This is a genomic window from Photobacterium rosenbergii, from assembly GCF_003026455.1.
GTDB classification, from domain to species: Bacteria; Pseudomonadota; Gammaproteobacteria; order Enterobacterales; family Vibrionaceae; genus Photobacterium; species Photobacterium rosenbergii.
The window spans coordinates 120,886-142,883 of sequence record NZ_PYMB01000004.1 but is presented as its reverse complement, the minus strand read 5'-3'; the positions used below and the strand labels follow the sequence as shown (position 1 = coordinate 142,883).

22 protein-coding genes and 1 tRNA gene are annotated in these 21,998 nt (G+C 48.5%); 6 read left to right on the top strand and 17 right to left on the bottom strand.

The annotated features are described in order from the left end of the window. Window positions 1-41: 41 nt before the first annotated feature. Both C9J01_RS13095 and C9J01_RS29630 read right to left on the bottom strand, forming a co-directional pair. Complete coding sequence (locus C9J01_RS13095) at window positions 42-422, bottom strand: VOC family protein (protein WP_107298600.1); 381 nt, start codon at window positions 420-422, stop codon at window positions 42-44. Window positions 423-458: 36 nt separating this feature from the next. After that, on the bottom strand, window positions 459-635 hold the full coding sequence (locus C9J01_RS29630) for a hypothetical protein (RefSeq protein WP_158264539.1): 177 nt from the start codon (window positions 633-635) through the stop codon (window positions 459-461). 360 nt (window positions 636-995) lie between these two features. Between C9J01_RS29630 and C9J01_RS13090 the strand changes: the two genes are divergently transcribed. The 3 genes from C9J01_RS13090 to C9J01_RS13080 are packed head-to-tail and all read left to right on the top strand — an operon-like array spanning window position 996 to window position 5,790. After that, window positions 996-2,930: a PrkA family serine protein kinase gene (locus C9J01_RS13090; protein WP_107298599.1), complete on the top strand. Its 1,935-nt coding sequence runs from the start codon at window positions 996-998 to the stop codon at window positions 2,928-2,930. A gap of 35 nt (window positions 2,931-2,965) precedes the next feature. Further along, on the top strand, window positions 2,966-4,237 hold the full coding sequence (locus tag C9J01_RS13085; protein ID WP_107298598.1) for a YeaH/YhbH family protein: 1,272 nt from the start codon (window positions 2,966-2,968) through the stop codon (window positions 4,235-4,237). Window positions 4,238-4,260: 23 nt separating this feature from the next. Further along, complete coding sequence (locus C9J01_RS13080) at window positions 4,261-5,790, top strand: SpoVR family protein (protein WP_107298597.1); 1,530 nt, start codon at window positions 4,261-4,263, stop codon at window positions 5,788-5,790. Between the two features lie 84 nt (window positions 5,791-5,874). On the opposite strand, the gene fadR is transcribed toward C9J01_RS13080, so the two are convergent. Continuing rightward, window positions 5,875-6,726, bottom strand: coding sequence for a fatty acid metabolism transcriptional regulator FadR (fadR, locus tag C9J01_RS13075; RefSeq protein ID WP_107298596.1), 852 nt, complete (start codon window positions 6,724-6,726; stop codon window positions 5,875-5,877). A 559-nt stretch (window positions 6,727-7,285) separates the two neighbouring features. Here fadR and nhaB point away from each other — a divergent pair. Continuing rightward, a complete protein-coding gene (gene nhaB / locus C9J01_RS13070) occupies window positions 7,286-8,878 on the top strand; it encodes a Na(+)/H(+) antiporter NhaB (protein WP_107298595.1) in 1,593 nt (530 codons plus the stop codon). Window positions 8,879-9,115: 237 nt separating this feature from the next. Beyond that, entirely contained in the window at window positions 9,116-9,640 is a 525-nt protein-coding gene (dsbB, locus tag C9J01_RS13065; protein WP_107298594.1) for a disulfide bond formation protein DsbB, read from the top strand. Between the two features lie 114 nt (window positions 9,641-9,754). Here dsbB and C9J01_RS13060 read toward each other — a convergent pair. Continuing rightward, window positions 9,755-9,842 (bottom strand) — tRNA-Ser (locus C9J01_RS13060). A 238-nt stretch (window positions 9,843-10,080) separates the two neighbouring features. Here C9J01_RS13060 and C9J01_RS13055 point away from each other — a divergent pair. Continuing rightward, window positions 10,081-10,668 (top strand): UPF0149 family protein, encoded by a 588-nt coding sequence (locus C9J01_RS13055; RefSeq protein ID WP_107298593.1) that lies wholly within the window; start codon window positions 10,081-10,083, stop codon window positions 10,666-10,668. Window positions 10,669-10,751: 83 nt separating this feature from the next. Here C9J01_RS13055 and C9J01_RS13050 read toward each other — a convergent pair whose 3' ends face one another. The 13 genes from C9J01_RS13050 to cydA all read right to left on the bottom strand — a co-directional run bounded on the left by C9J01_RS13050 (window position 10,752) and on the right by cydA (window position 21,639). Next, window positions 10,752-11,624, bottom strand: a complete 873-nt coding sequence (locus C9J01_RS13050; protein ID WP_107298592.1) for a bile acid:sodium symporter family protein — start codon at window positions 11,622-11,624, stop codon at window positions 10,752-10,754. 102 nt (window positions 11,625-11,726) lie between these two features. Next, on the bottom strand, window positions 11,727-12,788 hold the full coding sequence (gene nadA / locus C9J01_RS13045; RefSeq protein ID WP_107298591.1) for a quinolinate synthase NadA: 1,062 nt from the start codon (window positions 12,786-12,788) through the stop codon (window positions 11,727-11,729). A 120-nt stretch (window positions 12,789-12,908) separates the two neighbouring features. Next, window positions 12,909-13,655, bottom strand: coding sequence for a tol-pal system protein YbgF (gene ybgF / locus C9J01_RS13040; RefSeq protein ID WP_107298590.1), 747 nt, complete (start codon window positions 13,653-13,655; stop codon window positions 12,909-12,911). 19 nt (window positions 13,656-13,674) lie between these two features. Further along, window positions 13,675-14,205, bottom strand: coding sequence for a peptidoglycan-associated lipoprotein Pal (gene pal / locus C9J01_RS13035; protein ID WP_107298589.1), 531 nt, complete (start codon window positions 14,203-14,205; stop codon window positions 13,675-13,677). Between the two features lie 35 nt (window positions 14,206-14,240). Then, on the bottom strand, window positions 14,241-15,590 hold the full coding sequence (gene tolB, locus C9J01_RS13030; RefSeq protein ID WP_107298588.1) for a Tol-Pal system beta propeller repeat protein TolB: 1,350 nt from the start codon (window positions 15,588-15,590) through the stop codon (window positions 14,241-14,243). Window positions 15,591-15,600: 10 nt separating this feature from the next. Then, the gene (gene tolA / locus C9J01_RS13025; protein ID WP_107298587.1) at window positions 15,601-16,644 is read right to left on the bottom strand and encodes a cell envelope integrity protein TolA; all 1,044 of its coding nucleotides are present in this window, start codon (window positions 16,642-16,644) and stop codon (window positions 15,601-15,603) included. Window positions 16,645-16,657: 13 nt separating this feature from the next. Further along, the gene (tolR, locus tag C9J01_RS13020; RefSeq protein WP_107298586.1) at window positions 16,658-17,104 is read right to left on the bottom strand and encodes a protein TolR; all 447 of its coding nucleotides are present in this window, start codon (window positions 17,102-17,104) and stop codon (window positions 16,658-16,660) included. A 5-nt stretch (window positions 17,105-17,109) separates the two neighbouring features. Beyond that, window positions 17,110-17,793, bottom strand: a complete 684-nt coding sequence (gene tolQ, locus C9J01_RS13015) for a protein TolQ (protein ID WP_107298585.1) — start codon at window positions 17,791-17,793, stop codon at window positions 17,110-17,112. Further along, entirely contained in the window at window positions 17,790-18,197 is a 408-nt protein-coding gene (gene ybgC, locus C9J01_RS13010; RefSeq protein WP_107298584.1) for a tol-pal system-associated acyl-CoA thioesterase, read from the bottom strand. Before ybgC ends, tolQ begins: the two co-directional genes overlap by 4 nt. A gap of 281 nt (window positions 18,198-18,478) precedes the next feature. After that, window positions 18,479-18,781, bottom strand: coding sequence for a cyd operon protein YbgE (gene ybgE / locus C9J01_RS13005; RefSeq protein ID WP_107298583.1), 303 nt, complete (start codon window positions 18,779-18,781; stop codon window positions 18,479-18,481). Continuing rightward, window positions 18,774-18,887 carry a cytochrome bd-I oxidase subunit CydX gene (gene cydX / locus C9J01_RS13000; RefSeq protein WP_107298582.1) on the bottom strand — a complete coding sequence of 38 codons (114 nt, stop codon included), beginning with the start codon at window positions 18,885-18,887 and terminating at the stop codon, window positions 18,774-18,776. The genes ybgE and cydX overlap by 8 nt, the downstream gene beginning before the upstream one ends. A gap of 11 nt (window positions 18,888-18,898) precedes the next feature. Next, on the bottom strand, window positions 18,899-20,035 hold the full coding sequence (cydB, locus tag C9J01_RS12995; RefSeq protein ID WP_107298581.1) for a cytochrome d ubiquinol oxidase subunit II: 1,137 nt from the start codon (window positions 20,033-20,035) through the stop codon (window positions 18,899-18,901). A 17-nt stretch (window positions 20,036-20,052) separates the two neighbouring features. Continuing rightward, a complete protein-coding gene (cydA, locus tag C9J01_RS12990; RefSeq protein WP_107298580.1) occupies window positions 20,053-21,639 on the bottom strand; it encodes a cytochrome ubiquinol oxidase subunit I in 1,587 nt (528 codons plus the stop codon). Window positions 21,640-21,998: the final 359 nt, after the last annotated feature.

Sequence of the window (21,998 nt, the reverse complement as noted above, 5' to 3'; positions counted from 1 at the left end):
GATACCGGAGCGGCCCTGCCCTCTGGTATCTTTCATACACATCAAGCTAGCATCTGCGTGTTAGCTTCAATCAATACCCAACCATTGCCGTCAGGATCGGCAAAGGTCGCAAACCGTCCCCCAATTAAAGTGACAATCTCCGACAGAGGCACGCCTCGGCTCGATAACTCATCATGGGTCGAGTGGATATCATCGGTCTGCACGACTAACCCCTGAACCGAACCGGCTTTCATCCCGCCAAAAGGCATGACCAAGCTAATCGTTGTCTCAGCACCTCTAGGGGCCAGTTGAATCCAGCGTTTATGCTGATCCGCTTGGTGATCGCGGATCAACTCAAATCCCAGCATGTCCCGGTAAAATGCTAACGCTTGGTTTTGATCAGAAACGGGTATCGACACAGTATCAACACGAGAAATACTCATTAATTCAGCTCCCCCAACTCTCGGCACTTTTTTAGCTTAAGCCAGAGATTTTGATTTAGCTCTCAAAATAACTCCGGCTCGCATTTTTTTGACACTGCTGATGCACACCGTTAGACCCTCCTCACCCACCTCGACTTCAAGCTTATTTGCAATAATCGCGATGGAAAGTCCATTTTTTTGCAAAAAAGCCATCATGCCCTCTACTGCCACCATTTATCACCATCTTTAATCAATGAAATCCTTTGCATTCAGTAAATAGCTCTGTAATGGAAATAAATTTCACCATATATGACTATCCATTTGCACAAGCCACCAGCATCACATTCCATCAACATTTTCGTGAATTTTTTTAAACACTAGCTCTTGCAGAACGGGATTTATAGGAGGATAGTAGATTGATGAGCAAAAAATATTCAGCTTGTAAGGAACACCGAAAAAGGAAATTTAGTTTATAAACCAACAACTCAGTCAAGCAATTTAATCAGTTAGGTCTAGTCTTAAGATATGGGGGATGTGAAAGATTTGTGTTTTCGTCCTTTCTAATTGATTAAAGAACGATTCAGGGGGCATACCATGAGTATTTTTGACCACTATCGTCAACGCTATGAAGAATCCAAGGATGAAGAGCTTTCATTGCAAGAGTTCCTTGAGATCTGCCGTAACGATCGCAGCGCTTACGTCAACGCAGCAGAACGTCTGCTGATGGCAATTGGCGAACCCGAAATGATTGACACTGCTCAAGACCCACGCTTGAGCCGACTATTCTCCAACCGCGTAATTTCCCGCTATAAAACATTTGAAGATTTTTATGGTATGGAAGAGGCGATTGAGCAAATCGTTTCCTACCTTAAACACGCCGCACAGGGCTTGGAAGAGCGTAAGCAAATCCTTTACCTATTGGGTCCTGTAGGTGGCGGTAAATCATCATTGGCTGAAAAACTGAAAAGCCTCATGCAGAAGGTGCCAGTTTATGTGCTAACAGCTAACGGTGAACGCAGCCCAGTTAACGATCATCCATTCTGCCTATTCGACAAAGGTGAAGATGGCGACATCCTCAAGAAAGAATATGGTATTCCTGATCGCTACCTAAACACTATCATGTCGCCTTGGGCAGCTAAGCGCCTGCATGAGTTTGGTGGTGATATTACTAAGTTCAAGGTTGTGAAGGTTCGTCCATCAATCCTTGACCAAGTCGGTATTGCCAAGACCGAGCCAGGTGATGAGAACAACCAAGATATTTCATCACTAGTCGGTAAAGTTGATATCCGTCAGCTTGAACACTTCGCTCAAGATGACCCAGATGCCTATAGCTACTCTGGTGCACTCTGTAAGGCCAACCAAGGTCTGATGGAATTCGTCGAGATGTTCAAGGCACCTTTGAAAGTCCTACACCCATTACTTACCGCAACGCAAGAAGGTAACTACAATGGTACCGAAGGACTATCAGCACTGCCATTTGACGGCATCATCTTGGCGCACTCAAACGAATCTGAGTGGCAGTCATTCCGTAACAACAAGAACAATGAAGCCTTCCTAGACCGTGTCTTCATTGTCAAAGTACCTTACTGCCTGCGTGTTTCCGAAGAGATCAAAATCTACGAGAAACTACTGCAGAGCTCTGAGCTGTCAGCGGCACCATGCTCGCCATCGACACTTGAAATCTTGGCCCGCTTCTCAGTGCTTTCACGCCTGAAAGAGCCAGAAAACTCAAGCCTGTACTCGAAGATGCGTGTCTACGACGGTGAAACACTTAAAGATACCGACCCGAAAGCCAAGTCTTATCAGGAATACCGTGATTACGCTGGTGTTGATGAAGGGATGGCAGGTCTATCTACCCGTTTCGCGTTCAAGATCCTATCTCGCGTATTCAACTTCGACCACTCTGAAGTGGCGGCGAACCCAGTCCACCTGTTCTATGTCCTAGAACAGCAGATTGAACGTGAGCAGTTCCCACAAGAGTTGGCCGAGAAATACCTTGAGCACCTCAAGGGCTACCTAACACCTAAGTATGTCGAATTTATCGGTAAAGAAATTCAGACTGCTTACCTTGAGTCCTACTCTGAATACGGCCAAAACATCTTTGACCGTTACGTCAGCTATGCCGACTTCTGGATTCAGGACCAAGAGTACCGTGACCCTGAAACCGGCCAGTTGTTCGACCGCGCAGCACTGAACAACGAACTGGAGAAAATCGAGAAGCCTGCAGGTATCAGTAATCCGAAGGATTTCCGAAACGAAATCGTCAACTTCGTACTGCGTGCCCGTGCAAGTAACGCCGGTAAGAACCCGAACTGGACGAGCTACGAGAAGCTTCGTACGGTTATTGAGAAGAAAATGTTCTCTAACACCGAAGAGCTACTTCCGGTCATTTCATTCAACGCCAAAACCTCGACCGAGGAGCAGAAGAAACATGATGACTTCGTTGCTCGTATGATGGAGAAAGGCTATACCCGCAAGCAGGTACGTCTACTTTCCGAGTGGTACCTCCGTGTGCGTAAGTCTTCTTAACTAAGCGTAGGATGGGATGAATAAGGGGAGAGCTTATGGCGCATTTTATAGACCGAAGGCTCAACGGTAAAAACAAAAGCACGGTAAACCGTCAGCGTTTCCTTCGCCGTCACAAGCAACAGATCAAAGAGTCTATTGCTGATGCGGTAAACAAGCGCTCGATTACTGATGTGGAAAGCGGTGAGGATATTACTATCCCGAACCGTGACATCCGCGAGCCAAGCTTTCACCAAGGCCGAGGTGGACAACGTGAAGTTGTCCACCCAGGCAACGACCAGTTCAGCCCCGGAGACCGAATTGAGCGCCCCCAAGGAGGGGGCGGCCAAGGCGGTGCTGGTGAAGGACAGGCCAGCCCAGATGGTGAGGGCCAGGATGAATTCGTATTCCAAATTTCCAAAGATGAGTATCTCGATTTACTCTTTGAGGATCTGGAACTGCCAAACCTCGAGAAGAACCAGCTCAACAAGATTGTTGAGTGGAAAACGTTCCGCTCGGGCTATAAGTCGTCCGGCGTACCGGCCAATATTGCCATTGTAAAATCGCTCCAGAATTCACTGGCGCGTCGTACTGCAATGACAGCAGCCAAACGCCGTCAACTTCGCGAACTAGAGAAGACGCTGGATCTGCTTATGAACACCGAACCAGCTCAGCCTTTCGAGGAAGAGCGGGTGAAAAATGAGATCCAGGGGCTACGGCAGAAAATAAGCAGCGTACCGTTCATTGATACCTTTGACCTACGCTACAAAAACTATGAGCGTCGACCGCAACCAAGCAGCCAGGCAGTTATGTTCTGCTTGATGGATGTCTCGGGCTCGATGGATCAGGCTACTAAAGATATGGCAAAACGCTTCTATATCTTGTTGTATCTGTTCCTCAACCGGACTTACAAAAACGTCGACGTAGTGTTTATCCGCCACCATACCCAAGCCAAAGAGGTGGATGAGCATGAGTTCTTCTACTCCCAGGAAACTGGGGGCACCATAGTGTCGAGTGCACTGCGGTTGATGAATGAGATTGTGAAGAAACGCTACTCCCCTGCCGAGTGGAATATCTACGCGGCACAAGCATCAGATGGGGATAACTGGGCGGATGATTCGCCGGGCTGTAGAGAGCTGCTGGACAAAGAGCTGCTACCTGTTACCCGATACTACTCGTACATTGAAATCACACGCCGGGCACACCAAACACTATGGCGGGAATATGAGGCGCTACAAGCCAGCCACAGTAACTTTGCGATGCAGAACATAAGGAGTGTGGAAGACATTTTCCCTGTATTCCGGGAGCTATTTAAAAAGCAAGTCAGTTAACATCGCTTTAGGGGGAATGTGCAATGGATACAGTCGCCAAATCTAAGACACTCAGTGACGGTCCAGATTGGACATTCGATTTGTTGGATCAGTACCACAAGGAAATCAAGCGGGTAGCAGACCACTACCGGCTTGATGCCTACCCCAACCAAATCGAGATCATCACTGCCGAACAAATGATGGATGCTTATTCCAGTATTGGTATGCCGATTAACTACCACCACTGGTCATTCGGTAAGCGTTTTATCGAAACCGAGCGGGGCTACAAGCACGGCCAAATGGGCCTCGCCTATGAAATTGTGATCAACTCTGATCCCTGTATTGCCTATTTGATGGAAGAAAATACCATCACTATGCAAGCACTGGTTATGGCACACGCATGTTACGGCCACAACTCGTTCTTCAAAGGTAATTACTTGTTCAAGACATGGACAGATGCCAGTTCGATTATCGACTACCTATTGTTCGCCCGTAAGTACATCACCGAGTGTGAAGAAAAATACGGCGTCGATGAGGTTGAGCGACTACTGGACTCCTGCCATGCGCTAATGAACTACGGCGTCGACCGTTACAAGCGACCACAGAAGATCTCTATGGTTGAAGAGAAGGCACGCCAGAAAGCCAGGGAAGACTACCTCCAGACGCAAGTCAATTCACTGTGGCGAACCATCCCAGTGACACAGGAAGAGGAAGTTGAAGCGGAAGAAGTACGATTCCCAGCCGAACCGCAGGAGAATATCCTCTACTTTATCGAAAAACATGCCCCTTTGCTGGAGCCATGGCAACGTGAAGTGGTCAGGATAGTTCGAAAGGTCAGCCAGTATTTCTATCCTCAGAAACAGACTCAGGTCATGAATGAAGGATGGGCAACATTCTGGCACTACACCATCCTCAACCATCTTTATGATGAGGGTCTGGTGACGGATCGTTTCATCATTGAGTTTTTGCACAGCCATACCAATGTGGTGGCCCAACCGGACTACAACAGCCCGTATTATAGCGGTATCAACCCCTATGCCTTGGGCTTTGCCATGTTCCAGGATATCCGCCGGATCTGTGAAAACCCAACGGAAGAGGACAAATACTGGTTCCCAGACATTGCCGGCAAAGACTGGTTAGATACCCTGCATTTTGCAATGGAGAACTTTAAGGACGAAAGCTTTATCAGCCAGTTCCTGTCTCCTAAGGTGATGCGTGATTTCAAACTGTTTGCTGTCAATGATGACGACCGCCATAACTACGTTGAAGTCAGTGCGATCCACAATGAGGAAGGTTACCGGATGATCAGGGAAAAACTGTCATCACAGTACAACCTCAGCAACAATGAACCGAATATCCAGGTTTGGAATGTCGCTTTGAAGGGCGACCGCTCGCTAACGCTGCGTTATGTACCTCATAACCGGATCCCATTAGCCAACAGCCATCAGGAAGTGCTCAAACACCTGCACCGCCTATGGGGCTTTGATGTAACACTGGAAGAGGAATTGCCGGACGGCCGCTCCCACATTTTGGGAACTTGCCCTAACCGTGCTCAGTACAACACGGAGATATAATCGCTACATAGTTGTTAATATTTAGATACAAAAAGGAGATGCCGAGGCATCTCCTTTTGTTTTGTTGAGTAGCAAAAAACGCTATTACTGCTCTTCTTCGTAGAGGTAACGAGCAATTTCGATACGGTTAGCATACCAAATCGCGCCGCTCTCACGACCGTATTTGCGGATACGATCGGCAACCAGCTCTGGTTGGTTGTTGTCACCGTAAGATTTCATATCACGGTAGAACTCGAGAGCTAGCTCACAAGCTTCTTTAGACATGAAGTAGTAGCCACCAACACGGGTGTAAATTTTGCGTAGACCATTAATGGTCAATACGTAAAGAGTGTTGCCTGATTTAGAGGCCATACCCTGGAACATACGGTAGTCGAAGTAATTGAATGCGCGGGCACGACAAATGGCTTCGCACAATTCAGGATCATCTTTGCCGTATTTATCGACGATCTTCTTCACTTCCTGCATCAAGACAGCTTTATCTTCGCTGTTCTCAATGTACTCAGCAAAGCTATCTGCTTTCAGTAGGGCTTCACACTCTTCAATCACATGATTGATCAAAGCAGAAGACGCTTCTGGGTTCCCTTTGATGGCGTAGCGCATAAATACGCTGCTGATGTCGGTTCGGGCAGAAAGCAAGTCTTCCAGCACGCCCTGAACATCTTGGCCATCGAGTGTAATAAGGGTATCAAGAATGCTAAGCCCAGACGTGTCCATGTAATTGTTCACTCTGGTTGGCTTACCATGCTGAATCGTTAACCAGCCATCACGGGCCAGACGCTGCAATACCTCACGAAGCGTTGTACGAGTAACACCAATTAACTCTGACAACTCTCGTTCTGCGGGAAGGATTGAGCCCTGCGGGAAGTGATTATTCCAGATACTCTCAATAATATATTTCTCAGCAAATGTTGCTGGGCTATCAGCCTTTATAACCATCTGATCAGTTTTCCAGTTGCTTCTTGCTCTATTTTTATTAACTCATCATACCACCAGTCTTTACCTAATGCCTACCTAATTACTAAAAGAAGTATCTCGGTTGTCTATTTATAACCATGCAGTTTGTAGTGATTGATATGCACCCGGTATAACTCAAGCACGTGAAATTCCGCTCAAAGATTCGTCGAACCAAAGTTTGACTAAGCTCAACGTAAAATGAAAATTGTAAGCATATATTTCAAGGCTACGTGAGGAATACCTGTGCAAGCCATGTTTTAGGATGAATTTTCATAATCTTAAATAACCTTCATCTCTAAGCACTTGACTGCGATGGATCACGCGGTAGAGTTAGCACGTTTTCACTCTGGGAGCTGAATGGATGCTGCTGCCTGCTTTAAGTTAAACACCATCAAGGAAATGGTCTTTAGCTTAGAGGGTCTCAAAAGAACACTTAACCAGAACAACAACATAATGGTTATCCTGCTCTCGGACTTCAAAGGCAAGATAGCAACGCAGCTCATAATTATTAGTATTTGCGTATATCAAGAGACTCGAACAAATGGCAATTTCGCTAGGGAACGCCTTTATAAAAAACTTCCTAGGAAAAGCACCCGACTGGTACAAAGTCGCGATCATTGCTTTCCTGATCATCAACCCAATTGTTTTCTTCTTCGTTGACCCATTCGTTGCAGGCTGGCTACTCGTTATCGAGTTCATCTTCACCCTCGCAATGGCGCTGAAATGTTATCCCCTTCAGCCTGGTGGCTTGCTGGCCATCGAAGCTGTCGCTATCGGAATGACCAGCCCTGAAATGGTCAAACACGAGCTAGTTGCCAATATTGAAGTACTTTTGCTACTGATCTTCATGGTCGCAGGCATTTACTTTATGAAACAATTGCTGCTTTATATCTTCACCAAGATACTGATCGGCATTCGTTCCAAAACCCTGCTCTCTTTAGCATTCTGTGTCATGGCGGCCTTTCTATCGGCCTTCTTGGATGCCTTGACCGTGATTGCCGTGGTGATCAGTGTGACCATTGGTTTCTACAGCATCTACCACAAAGTGGCTTCAGGCCAAGAACCCCATGCTTCTCACGACCATACGTCGGACCACAAAATTCTGGAAGTCAGCCGAGATGATCTGGAAAACTACCGTGCGTTCCTTCGCAGCCTGCTAATGCACGCTGGTATCGGTACCGCGCTAGGTGGTGTAATGACCATGGTGGGTGAACCTCAAAACCTAATCATTGCCGATCAGGCTGGTTGGTTATTCGGTGAGTTCATTCTGCGCATGCTACCTGTCACCCTGCCTGTATTCCTGTGCGGTATCGTCACCTGTGTGTTGGTCGAGAAGTTCCAGATCTGTGGCTACGGTGCCCGCCTGCCAGAGAACGTTCGCCGTATCTTGGTCGAATTCGACAATGAAGAGCGTAAACGCCGAACTAACTTAGATTACGCTAAGCTTGTTGTCCAAGTTATCATCGCGGTTTGGCTGATTGTTGGCCTTGCGATGCACCTTGCCGCAGTAGGTCTTATTGGCCTAACCGTTATTATCCTTGCTACCTCGTTCACTGGTATCACTGACGAGCATGCGCTGGGTAAAGCGTTTGAAGAAGCACTGCCGTTTACTGCGTTATTGGCAGTCTTCTTCTCGATTGTAGCGGTAATTATCGACCAGCACCTGTTTGCCCCGATTATCGAAATGGTATTGAGCCTTGAAGGTAGCATGCAGATGACCATGTTCTACATTGCCAATGGCCTGCTTTCCATGGTGTCGGACAATGTGTTCGTCGGTACTGTCTACATTAATGAAGTCAAAGCTGCGCTGCTTGATGGCATTATTACCCGTGATCAGTTCGACATGCTGGCGGTTGCAATCAACACAGGTACCAACCTACCGTCTGTTGCGACACCGAATGGCCAGGCAGCATTCCTATTTGCTTTGACATCGGCACTGGCCCCGCTTATCCGCCTGTCTTACGGCCGCATGGTATACATGGCACTGCCATACACCATCGTGCTATCACTGGTTGGCCTTGCGTGTATCGAATTTACATTGGTGCCAATGACTCAGTGGTTCTATGACCTTGGTTGGATCACTCAGGGAACAGTAGAAGCCGCCTCACAAATTGCACCGGTAGTTGGCCACTAATTGAATTTTTTCAATATTTGATTGTCTGTATTAAAGCCCTGAATCATCAGGGCTTTATTGTATTTTTCGTTACTAATTGGTGCTAATATTTATTTTTTAGCCCTTATTGCTGACAGAAATTAGCATTATTTTGGTCATTATTTTAAATGGCTAAGTGCTAAACCGGCTCAATGATTGAAATGTTCAGCACTTCTAGACAGCCGATTTAGCAGTTAACCTTTTACTCGGGAACACCGTATGTATTTTTTAAATACTTTTTCGAAAAGCCGCCTGTCTTGGGCTATCTTATTGGCTTTCATCGTCTTTTTTGAAGCCTGTGCCCTATTCTTCCAGCATGTGATGAAGCTTGACCCATGTGTGATGTGTATCTACGAGCGCGTTGCCATGATGGGGATCGGCTTTGCTGCAATCTTGGGTATGATCGCGCCTAAGAACAATGTGATTCGCTGGGCAGGTTTAGCCGGTTGGGCCTACAGTTCTTACCAAGGCCTTGCGCTAGCCCAAGAGCACATCGGCTACCAGTTCCCTGAATTCCCGTGGTCAGCCACCTGTGCGCTTGATGTTAATTTCCCAGCCTGGGCCCCGCTTAACCAATGGGTACCTTGGATGTTTGAAGCCTCGGGTGACTGCGGCAAGATTGTATGGCAGTTCTTCGGTCTTTCGATGCCACAGTGGTTGGAGATCATCTTCGCAGCCAACTTAGTCGCTGTTGCAGTTATTGTGATTGCGCAGATCCTTGGCAACAAGAAAAACGAAGCCTAAGAGTTTTCGTAGCAAAAAACAAAATGCCCAAATTGTCTTTTCAGGCAAACGTAGAATTTGGATTTCGATACATAGCAAAAAGCCGCATCCTTTCGAATGCGGCTTTTCAAAATATGGCGGTGAGGGAGGGATTCGAACCCTCGATACGTTGCCGTATACACACTTTCCAGGCGTGCTCCTTCAGCCACTCGGACACCTCACCAAATTGTCAGCCAAGGCATGTCGCCTCAACAGGGTCGTTACTATAGTGGCTGGGACTGCTAAGGTCAACAAAAAACATAGCACAATCAATTGAGTGTTCACTATTGCAGCAATGCTTCCGAATTACCGGTGAACAGTGCCACCTTCTTCACTACCCTGTTACAATACCTCAATAATGTGTTTTCCAGCGGCTAAGTTGCGTTGGACCAACCCAGATACCAAATATACGAGAGCGAATTATGTCTTCATCTTTACGCACAGTGCTGGAAAACCCGCAACTGGCTCAACAGTTGCTTTCCGAAGCTCAGACCCGTGGCTTTGTGACAGCAATGGCAGCGGCCCCTCACCTTATCAACCCATCTGAATGGCTTGCCTTCATGTGGGGCGGCGAAGAGTCCTCACCTTTCACTAGCCAAGAAGAGCTTGAAAGCTACGCCAATGCTATTATTGACCTTTGGAACGAGAGCCGCCAAGCACTGCTTGAAGGCAGCTGGCAATGGCCGGAAGGTTGTGCCCTAGATGATAAAGAGTTGGTCTCAAGCGATGCCCGCGAGTTTTCTGAAGGTCTACTACAAGGCTGGCAGCTATCCCGCGATGACTGGGAAACCATTATGCCAGAAGAGAGTGAAAACAACGCACTGCTTGGCGGTGTGCTGCTTTGCTTTAGCCTGCTTTACGATCCTGAAAACGCAATGGAAGCGCTTTCCCAAGAAGGTGCTGACGGCCTTGCTCAGTTTGAAGAGATCTTTACCTCAGTACCGACTATGCTTTGCGGCCTGACCATTCGTGGCTACCAGCTAGTCAACGAAGGCGAAGCTGAAGCATAACGGTATAGCAGACAAACGAAAGGCGGCCACTCAGTACCGAGCGACCGCCTTTTTTATCTCACCTTTACTTCGGTGGGATTTATTCAACTTGGCTCGCGGGCAAAGAAAGCACGCAAGCGTCCACGCTGATGACGATAGATCATCACTGCCACCGGAATGTTCATCAACACTCCGTACAACAGTGGAGTCAATGCTAACTCAGGCTGTTTAAGTTGGACCACAGCGACAAAAATGGCCGTACCGGCATTCTGAACCCCAACTTCGATTGCCAGCGTCTTAGTCAGTTGCTCCCCACCTCTTAGCAAACGGGCAACAACCACACCCAATGCCATCCCCAACAAACACAAGGCAATCGCCACGATCGACGCACTTGAGAAGAGTTGCTGGAACACCTTGGTGTTGGCCGCCAATGTGATTGCAACGGTAAACATCAACACCCAAATCGACGAGCGCCCAGCCCATTTGGCAAAAATCTCAAACCGTTTTCCACGCCCGATATGGTGGCACAGCATACCCATTGATACTGGGACTAAAGTGACCATGACCAATTGCAAAATAGCCGTTTTCAATGGCAATACCAGTTGGCTTTCACTCAATACGATGGGAAGCAATAGTGGAAGGCTGAAGGGAATGATTAGGCTACTGACTGCCGTCATTGATATAGACAATGCGGTATTACCGCCGCTAAGGTGAGTGATCACATTCGACGAGGCCCCACCGGGAGCCAGTGCCAGTAGCCACAAACCAACAGCAACAACTTCTGGTAAACCAAGTAGCTGGATAAGGGCGAATGCAATCAGCGGCAAGCCAATCAATTGTGCGGATAACCCTGCCAGCACTGCAATGGGATAACGTCCTACCCGTTTGAAATCCGCCAGTGACAGTGTCAGGCCAACACAATACATCATCCATGCCAACGCAATGGGCAAAGCGACGGTCAGCATTGTCTGTCCCATTCGAGATCTCCTTCCTTAAAACGTAGAGTCTAATCCAAGACCCGCTGTAGCACATAGAAAAAGAGCGACCCAAGGTCGCTCTTTTTGCAATACATTGATGCTTTACGCATTACCCTTCACGCTAACCTGCAGCTGGGCCGCAAAATCCAGCATACGGTTCAGCGGGATCAACGATTTTTCACGCAGTGATTCATCAACGAAAATTTCATGCTGTTCACCGCCTTCACGTAGACCTTGCTCAATGGCTTTAAGGCCATTCATCGCCATCCACGGACAATGAGCACAGCTACGGCAAGTCGCACCTGCACCGGCAGTCGGTGCTTCAATCAGCTCTTTGCCCGGCACCATCTGTTGCATCTTGAAGAAGATGCCTTTGTCAGTGGCAACAATCAGTTGCTGGTTAGGAAGTTCTTTCGCGGCTTTGATTAGCTGGCTGGTCGAACCCACGGCATCGGCCAGAGCAACGACACTTGCCGGTGATTCCGGGTGAACCAAGATTGCAGCATCTGGGTAGACATTTTTCATATCGCGCAGAGCTTTAGCCGAAAACTCGTCATGGACGACACATTCGCCTTGCCACAACAGCATATCGGCACCCGTTTGCTTTTGGATGTAAGAGCCAAGGTGGCGGTCTGGACCCCAGATAATTTTCTTGTCTTCGCTATCTAGGTGTTCAACGATCTCTAGCGCGATACTTGAGGTCACTACCCAATCAGCACGTGCTTTTACCGCTGCTGATGTATTGGCATATACAACTACTGTATGGTCTGGATGCGCATCACAGAACTTGCTGAACTCATCAATCGGACAACCAAGATCAAGTGAACACTCGGCTTCCAGTGTTGGCATCAAAACACGCTTTTCTGGGGTCAGGATCTTGGCTGACTCGCCCATAAAACGCACACCACAGATCACTAGCGTTTTCGCTGGGTGCTGATTACCGAATTTGGCCATTTCAAGAGAATCGCCAACAAAGCCGCCGGTCTCTTCCGCCAGAGCCTGGATTTCAGGATCGGTGTAGTAGTGGGCCACCAGCACTGCATCTTTTTCCTTTAGCAATGCCTTGATTTTTGCCTTGTACGCCTGCTGTTCATCGACAGTTAGCGGGGTTGGCTTAGGTGGAAACGGATAGACCATTTCAGAGGGATCAAATGTTAGACTCATAGCTCGGTTGCTCTATTGCTGTCCTTGTACAATCCGCGCATTATACACCGCAAACGTTCAAATAGCATGGATCAAAAAAGGCCGTATAAACGGCCTTCTTATATCTATCCAAGCAAGCGCTTAAAGCTTATCAAGATTACTTTGTGCCTGTCGTGAACTGGTTGAGTTCGGGTAGGCTGAGATAACTTGCTGGTAGTATTTCTTCGCGTCTGCTGCCTTGTTGCTACGCTCTGCAATGATACCTAGCTTGAGCAACGCATCAGCGCGCTTGTTGGACTTCTCAAAACTGGCAACCGCGGTGAATTGCTCTGCAGCATCAGGTAACTGGTTCTGAGTGAAGTAAAGCTGACCAAGCCAGTAATGTGCATTCGGCTTGTAGCTTGATTCAGGGTAAGTGGTGAGGAAACCTTTGAATGCAGTGATCGCACCGGTGTAATCCTTCTCTTTCAAGATCAGGTTTACAGCAGATTCGTACGCTTCGTTTTCCCCGACATTACCAGAGTAAACTTCTGTGCTTGCCTTCTCAGACGCTTTTTCTTCCGCAGGCTTGGCTTGCGGCTGACGGCTCAGGGTGTCGATTTCACGGTATAGCTCGCGCTGTCGCTCAAGCATCTGGCTAAGATCATAGCTGTTTCTTTCTACGATCCCTCGTAGCTCATCCATTTCGGTTGCCAGCTGATCCAGTTGCAGTTGCATATCCAACTGCACCTGGTTGCGGGCCTCAATCATCCTTTCCAGACGTTCCAGGCTACCGCCCTGCGCACTGTTACCGCTAATTTCAGTAACAGGAGCAGGTGCGGCGACCACCTGGGTCGCCGCACCAACCAGCAACGTAAATGCGAGCTTTCGCATTGTGTTACTGTTCATCGTAATTACCTATTATGGCTTAGTAAACCAGAACCGAACGACGGTTCTTGGCGTAGTCAGCTTCAGTGTGGCCTAGAACTAGAGGCTTTTCTTCACCGTAGCTAACAATTGAGATCTGGCTAGCAGATACGCCTAGCGCCTGAAGGTACTTAGCAACTGCGTTTGCACGGCGCTCACCTAGGGCGATGTTGTACTCTGGGGTACCGCGCTCATCAGCGTGACCTTCAACAATCACTTTAACTTCCGCGTTGTCGCGAAGGTATTCAGCATGTGCAGTTAGCATGTCCTGGTAATCAGGCTGGATTTCAGCGTTGTCAAACTTGAAGTAAACAGTTTGCTCTTGACGTAGCTGCTGGCTGCGTAGCTCCTGCTCAGAAAGTACTGGCTCTTGCTCTACAGGTGAAGTCACAACGGTTGACTGTTCAGTTGTTGAACCTGTATTAGTCTCTGACGCCGCTGAGCTATCAGTGCTTTCACTTGAACTACACGCCGCTAGAGTGAACATTGGCAGCGCAATTGCCAAACCCTTTAAAACTTTGTTCAGTTGCATTTTATTTTCCTTTTTTATTGCTTGTTGCGACTAACTTAGAGAAAAGGTCCCCATGATGGAGCTCTTACTCGGCCATTAGTTGCAGGTAATCTTGCTTTAAATCGCCCATCAATCGACACTAGCGACAACTCGTTAGACTTGTTATTCACCGAGCTGTAGATCACCATGCCGCCATTAGGCGCAATGCTTGGTGACTCATCCAAAAATGTCTTGGTCAGTACCTGCACCGCATTGGTTTTCAGATCTTGCTTGGCAATGTTATAGCCAGAGTCCGACTTATTCACCATTACCAGGAACCGGCCATCAGGCGTCAATTGACCACCGAGGTTCTGACTTCCTTGCCAAGTCAGGCGCTTAGTCGAACCGTCAGCTAAATTTACTCTATATATCTGTGGGTTACCACCTCTGTCTGAGGTAAATATCAAAGAGTCACCGCTCGGGTCCCAAAATGCTTCGGTATTGTTGGCTCGACCACGGGTGATCTGCTTCAATTCCTTGGTTTCTAGGTCTTTAATGTAGATTTGCAAGCTACCACTCTTCGACAGCACCATCGCCAGTTTCTTGCCGTCTGGCGAGAAGCGCGGGTTACCGTTATGGCGTGGGAACGAAGAGACCATCTCACGGGTACCCTTATAGATATCCATGATAAAGATCTGTGCCTGCTGGTTTTCAAAGCTCACGTACGCCAGCTTGCTGCCATCAGGTGACCATGAAGGGGACATCAACGGTTGCTGGGATTTCAGAACTAGACGCTCATTAAAACCATCGTAATCTGCCACACGCAGTTGATACGGGTACTGGGCCTTGTCATCAATCACCACGTAAGCAATACGCGTAAGGAATGCCCCTTTTTCACCTGTCAGCCTTTCGTAGACGATATCTGAAATACGGTGGGCATAGTGACGTAGGCGCGACTCTTTTACCGTTGCACGGTTGTTGATCAGCAGGTGATCTTTGGTCATCACCAGCTCACCGTTTTCCAAGCCTCGGCTCTGGCCGCTAGTCAGTTGGCCGCGCACCACATCAATCAACTGGTAGTTGATGACATAGTTGCCCTGCTCGTTCATGGTTACCGTACCGGTTACCAGAGCATCGACGCCCATTGACGTCCAGGCGTTGTAGTCAACCTGCTCTTCGCTCGAAGGTGTTTGCGGCATATTGCTGGTCGACACCGGTGAAAACTTACCGCTTCGACGCAAGTCAGAAGCAATGACGGCCGAGATATCGGTCGGCATTTGGCCGGCACCTTCCCATTTAAAAGGCACAACACCGATTGGACGGGCAGAGTCTACCCCTTCGGTGATCACCAACTCCAATTCCGCCTGTGCGATTTGGCTGAAACTCAACAGCGCCACGCACAATCCCATTAACCAACGTTTCATCATTACTCCTTCCTTATTGCGGGCTTACTGTTAGTCTGATATTGCGAAGCTGCTCAACAACAGCTGGGTCTTCCGGCATCGGGAACTGGCTGACTTTGACCACCGCCGCTTTCGCTGCACGGCAAACCGCACTGTCACCACCATCCTCCGACGCATCAAGTACCAAACCATTGCTCGACAAACGCATACGGATCACACATTCCTTGCCGATAAAGTTTTGCTCTACCAACAAGTTCTGCTGGATCATCTGGGTATAGATGGCTCCGTAGCGCTGGGTTTCGTCCGCCACAAACTGGCCGCGGGCACCGCCTCGCTGCTCAGACTCAGCTTCAAGGCCTGCGAACATATCATTCAGTGCTGCTTCCTGCTGGCGCTGTTGTTCACGGGCCTCTGCCGCTTTACGTTCGGCTTCCTTACGGGCAGCCTCCGCTTTGCGGGCTTCTTCTTCGGCTTTCTTCTTGGCAGCTATCTGTGCCTGGCGCTCTGCTTCTGCTTTCGCAGCGGCGGCTTCCGCCTGGCGTTTTGCTTCTTCTGCCTTACGTTGCTCTGCTATCTGGCGCTGACGTTCCGCTTCTGCTTTCGCAGCCGCTTCCTGCTTCGCCTTGCGGTCTGCTTCAGCTTTGGCAGCTTGCTCGCGGGCAATACGTGCAGCCTCATCAGCCTTACGTTTTTCTTCCGCCGCTTTTGCTCGCTCGGCAGCTACTCGCTGGCGCTCCTGCTCAGCTTCACGTGCTTCTTTTTCAGCTTTCAGCTTGTCAGCCTTGAGCTGGCGTAACCTTTGCTCTTCTTCCTGACGCATCTTTTCCAATGCATCAGCTTGCTGCTCCAAACGCTTCAGCCTGTCCTGCTCGGCAGCTTTTGCCGCCTCGCGCTGCTGGCGGATACGCTGAGCCTGCTGGTTCACCAAAGCCGGATCGACCACCACCGCCTGAACGATGTTTCCCGATGGCTTGGGTTTTGTCATGATGAAATCCGTTCCCCACAACAACATTGCGACCAGTGAACCATGCATAAGTAACGAAATAATGAAGGCAGCACTGTATTCTCTTTTCTTCATCCTGCCTGCCTACTTATTGCTCTAGAGGTTCGGTCATCAGACCTACTGACCCTACACCAGCCTGATTAAGGGCATCGAGGGTTTCGATGATGTATGCATACGGTGCACGTGCATCACCACCAACCAGCACCGCTGATTCAGGATTGAGCTGCAATTCGGCGCGAACACGGGTTAGCAGTTCATTTAAACCCAACCCACGTTGCATTTCGCGATCATCAACACTGATGCCAAGGTGACCATCTTGGTCAACTTCAACGATAATCGGCGACTTTTCGCTGTTTTCACCAACCAGTTCCGCTGCAGTCTTGGCCGTTGTAGTGCTCGGCAAATCAACGTCAACGCCCTGGGTGACAAAAGGGGCTGTTACCATAAAGATAATCAGCAAGACGAACATCACGTCGATATAGGGAACAATGTTAATCTCGCAAGTAACCTTGCGCTTTTTCGGTTGATAAGCCATCGCGGTTACTCCTGCTGAGCAGCAAATGCCTGGCGATGCAGGATGCTAGAAAACTCATCCATAAATGTGGCATAAGAGTGCTCAAGCTTGGCCACCTGGTTGGTCAGTTTGTTAAAGAAAATAACCGCAGGGATCGCTGCAAATAGGCCGATCGCTGTTGCGATCAGGGATTCGGCAATACCCGGGGCAACCATGGCAAGCGTGGCTTGCTTTACTGCACCCAGCGCGATAAAGGCATGCATTACCCCCCACACCGTACCGAACAGGCCGATATATGGGCTGATCGAACCTACGGTTGCAAGGAATGGTAGGTTGGTTTCAAGCTCTTCAACTTCACGAGACATGGCAACACGCATCGCACGTCCCGTCCCTTCCATAACCGCTTCTGGCGCTTTGCCGTTGTTGCGGTGAAGTCGGGCGAATTCTTTGAAACCGGCGTGGAAAATTTGTTCAGTTCCGGTCAGGCTATCTTTGCGCGCCTCTACCTCTTGGTATAGCTGCGACAGATCGACCCCAGACCAAAAACGGTCTTCGAAACGCTCCACATTCATTTTGGCCCGTGACAAGACCTGGGAACGTTTGATGATCATGGTCCATGATGCAACGGACATACACATCAAAATGATTACAACGACCTTACCTAGCAGACTCGCCTGCAGGAAAAGATCTAAAATCGAAAGTTCAGTCACTTAGTTATCTCCGATAAAATATGTTCTGGGATCTTGATAGGTTTCAACGTATCGGGGTGGACACAGGCTACCTGAATCGATGCGCTACACAAGGTTTGCCCGCTAGTGTTAACTAAAACCTGACAAAATTCGATCGACGCCCGGCGTATAGTATTAGGCCAGGTCCGTACAACAAGTTGATCATCCAATTTGGCACCCTTGAGGTAATCAATCTCTAAATGCCGAATCACAAAGCTGGCTTTTTCGGCGAACAAGTCGTTAAGACTGACACCGATGGAGCGGAAGAGTTCCGTCCTCGCTCGCTCAAAAAACTTAATATAGTTAGCATGATAGACAAGGCCACCTACGTCAGTGTCTTCATAGTAAACCCTGATAGGCCATTCAAACGGGTGTTCTTCGGTCATTATCATTCCAACCTTGGTGTTCAATCACTTGTGCCAATGTATCTAGGCTTTTGCCCAAGGGCTTACTATACCTAACTTGGCTACCAGATTGGAATCATGCATTAACAGTAAACAGGCAGAGTTTTACTTTTTGATGATCCTGTCACTCCCTGAACGGCCCTGCTCTCTCCCTACCTGTTGGCATTTTATCCAGATATAAAAAAACAGCCCATTACTCAATTGCAATGGGCTGTTTCAATTGTATGTTTTTGTATCAGCGTGAACAGTTTGAAATCAAATTGTTACGTTAAACGCAAAAACAAAATGTAAGCCAAGATAGGCAACGAAACGTACGGGGTGAAAAACACCTGCCAGTACCAACGGCGAGGGACAAAACCAACGCCGAAGACCATAGCTGCACACGTTGCCCAAATCAGGGCTGGCGAGATGACCGGTCCGAATCCGCCAATCGCCTGGGCGAAGAGTGTGGGTTCCCACACCACCAGCCCTGCCGATGCCATCGACATCAGCAGTGACGCAACGCGTAGTAGACCGAAGTCCACCCACTGGTGGGCACGCTTCACCCAGTGATCGAGGTTACTCACCGGTTTCCTCTTTATCCATATTTTCTGTCGCTTCAAGCCACAGCGCGTTGATGATACCGAATGAGCAAGCAAGTAGCACACCCAGGATCCAAGCGAAATACCACATAGTCTGTCTCCTTAGTACAGTGAGTTCTTGTTGTCTTCGATATATTTGGTATCAAGACGGCCAAACATCTTGTAGTAACACCAAGAGGTGTACGCCAGGATAATCGGAACCATCACCGCTGCAACACCGGTCATGATGTTCAGGGTCAGCTCAGAAGACGTTGCGTCCCACATGGTCAAGCTGTGGCTTGGAACCAGGCTTGAAGGCATGATGAATGGGAACAATGCAAAACCAGCTGTCAAAATCACACCCGCCATAGTCAGGCTTGATGTAACGAATGCCAGTGCTGCGCGGTTCGCACGAGAGCACAGTACCGTTAGTACAGGCATTGCTACCGCTAGCAAAGGTGCAATCCACAGCAGTGGGTAAGCATCAAAGTTAGCAAACAGCGCACCGGTCTGGCGCATAACTTCTTTCGTTAGCGGGTTAGAAGGCGCATTTGTCGCGATTTCAGAGGTCACGATGTAGCCTTCGATGCTCTGAGCCCAGAAGCCAGCAATGGCAAAACAAACCGCTGTACCAACTGAAGTTATCATCGCTACGCGACGAGCACGCTCGCGGATGGCATCTGTCGTTTTCATCTGCAGGTAAGCTGCACCTTGGGTAGTGATCATCAGAATGCTCACAATACCGCATAGCAGTGCAAACGGGTTAAGCAGACCGAAGAACGAACCCTTGTAAGTCGGGATCAGGAACTCGTTCAGCTCAAACGGTACACCTTGCATCAGGTTACCGAACGCCACACCAAAGATCACTGGCGGTACAAAACTACCTACGAAGATGGCTTTATCCCAAGCTTCACGCCATTTTGGATCTTCAATCTTCGAACGGTAGTCAAAACCGATCGGACGTAGCCAAAGTGCCGCTAGCGTAATGATCATAGCAAAGTAGAAGCCAGAGAACGCTGTTGCGTAGACCAAAGGCCATGCTGCAAACAGGGCACCACCTGCGGTGATCAACCAAACCTGGTTACCGTCCCAGTGCGGGGCGATTGAGTTAATCATTACTCGGCGTTCGCTGTCTGTCTTACCGATAATACGGGACAGTACACCTACACCCATGTCAAAACCATCTGTGACTGCAAAGCCGATGCATAGCACACCGATCAGCACCCACCAGATAAATCGCAATACTTCATATTCAAACATTGCTCAACTCTCCCTGATTATGCTTCAACCTGACGCGCAACAACATTCTGTGGTGCATCGGTAGTTTCAAAGTGGTAGCGGCCAGTTTTCAGGCTGCTAGGACCTAGACGAGCAAACTTGATCATCAGGTACAATTCAGCAATCAGGAACACTGTGTACAGTGCAATAATTGCTAGCAAAGAAGTGATGATATCTGATGGTGCCAAGTTGGACACCGCCATCGATACCGGCAGGATCTCACCCACAGCCCACGGCTGACGGCCGTATTCTGCAACAAACCAACCCGCTTCTACTGCGATCCAAGGAAGAGGTAGACCGTAAAGCGCTGCTTTCAGTACCCACTTGTTCTCGGTGATCTTATGACGGCAAGACTGAACGAATGCCGCACCAATAATACCCAGCATCAGGAAGCCACATGCCACCATGATACGGAAGCTCCAGAATAGCGGCCATACTGTTGGGATAGAGTCATCCGCTGCACGGGCAATATCTTCTTCTGTCGCATCAACCACGTTTTCAGCATAAGGCTTAAGTAGGAAGCCGTAGCCAAGGTCGTGTTTCACTTCATCGAACGCTGCGATGTTTTCTGGTGTCTTGTCACCGGCACGCAGTTTTTCAAGCAAGCCGTAAGCCACCATACCGTTACGGATACGTACTTCGTGCTCAGCTTTCAGGTCACGCAGACCCGTTACTTCAGTGTCGAAAGAACGCGTAGCGATAATACCCATGACATAAGGGATCTTGATCGCGTAGTCGGTTTCCATGGTTTCCTGATTCGGGATACCAAACACAGTGAAGGCAGCAGGCGCTTCTTCTGTATGCCACTCAGCTTCGATAGCCGCTAGCTTAGTTTGCTGAACATCACCTAGCTCGTAACCTGATTCGTCACCCAGAACGATTACAGATAGGATTGACGCCATACCGAACGCTGCTGCAATCGCGAATGAACGACGAGCAAAGGCAATATCACGGCCTTTAAGGATGTAGTAAGAACTGATAGCCAGTACGAACATCGCACCTGTTACGTAACCAGACGCGACAGTGTGAACAAATTTCACCTGGGCAACCGGGTTAAGTACCACTTCTGCAAAGCTAACCATTTCCATACGCATGGTTTCGAAGTTGAACTCTGCACCTACAGGGTTCTGCATCCAACCATTTGCCACAAGAATCCATAGTGCCGAGAAGTTAGAGCCAAGAGCAACTAGCCAAGTAACAGCAAGGTGCTGACGCTTGGATAGACGATCCCAACCAAAGAAGAACAGGCCAACTAGGGTAGATTCAAGGAAGAAAGCGATAAGTGCTTCGATAGCCAGCGGCGCGCCGAAGATATCACCTACGTAGTGGGAGTAGTACGCCCAGTTAGTACCGAACTGGAACTCCATGGTAAGCCCCGTGGAAACACCAAGGGCGAAGTTAATGGCAAAAAGCTTACCCCAGAACTTGGTCATGTCCTTGTAGATTTGCTTTCCGGTCATTACGTAAACCGACTCCATGATGGCTAGTAGGAACGCCATACCAAGAGTCAATGGGACGAACAAAAAGTGATACATCGCAGTTAATGCGAACTGTAACCGCGATAGTTCGACGATATCAGTGAACATTGAGAACTCCTTCTTTCGCCAGGCTGACTGACGACAGTACAACACAGTGCACTTATGGTTGGGCTTAGCAAAAAGTAGCCAAACGTAGTCGCAATTTGTCACCTTCCTGGTTGCCATTATTTAAATAATTAGTGGCATCCCTGATATGTTGCGATACTGTACCAAATTAGTTAATTTGTTGTTAAGCTACAGCTAATAAAGTCATTGCTAATATTACTGGCATTCGTCGTTTGGCTCAATGGATTTATCGCACAATTTGCTTTGATAAATATCAATAAACCCTGTTCAAATTTTAATCACCCGCATCTTGATTGACTCAGATCAAACTATTAAGCACCGTTTAAACAGCTGGAAGCTCA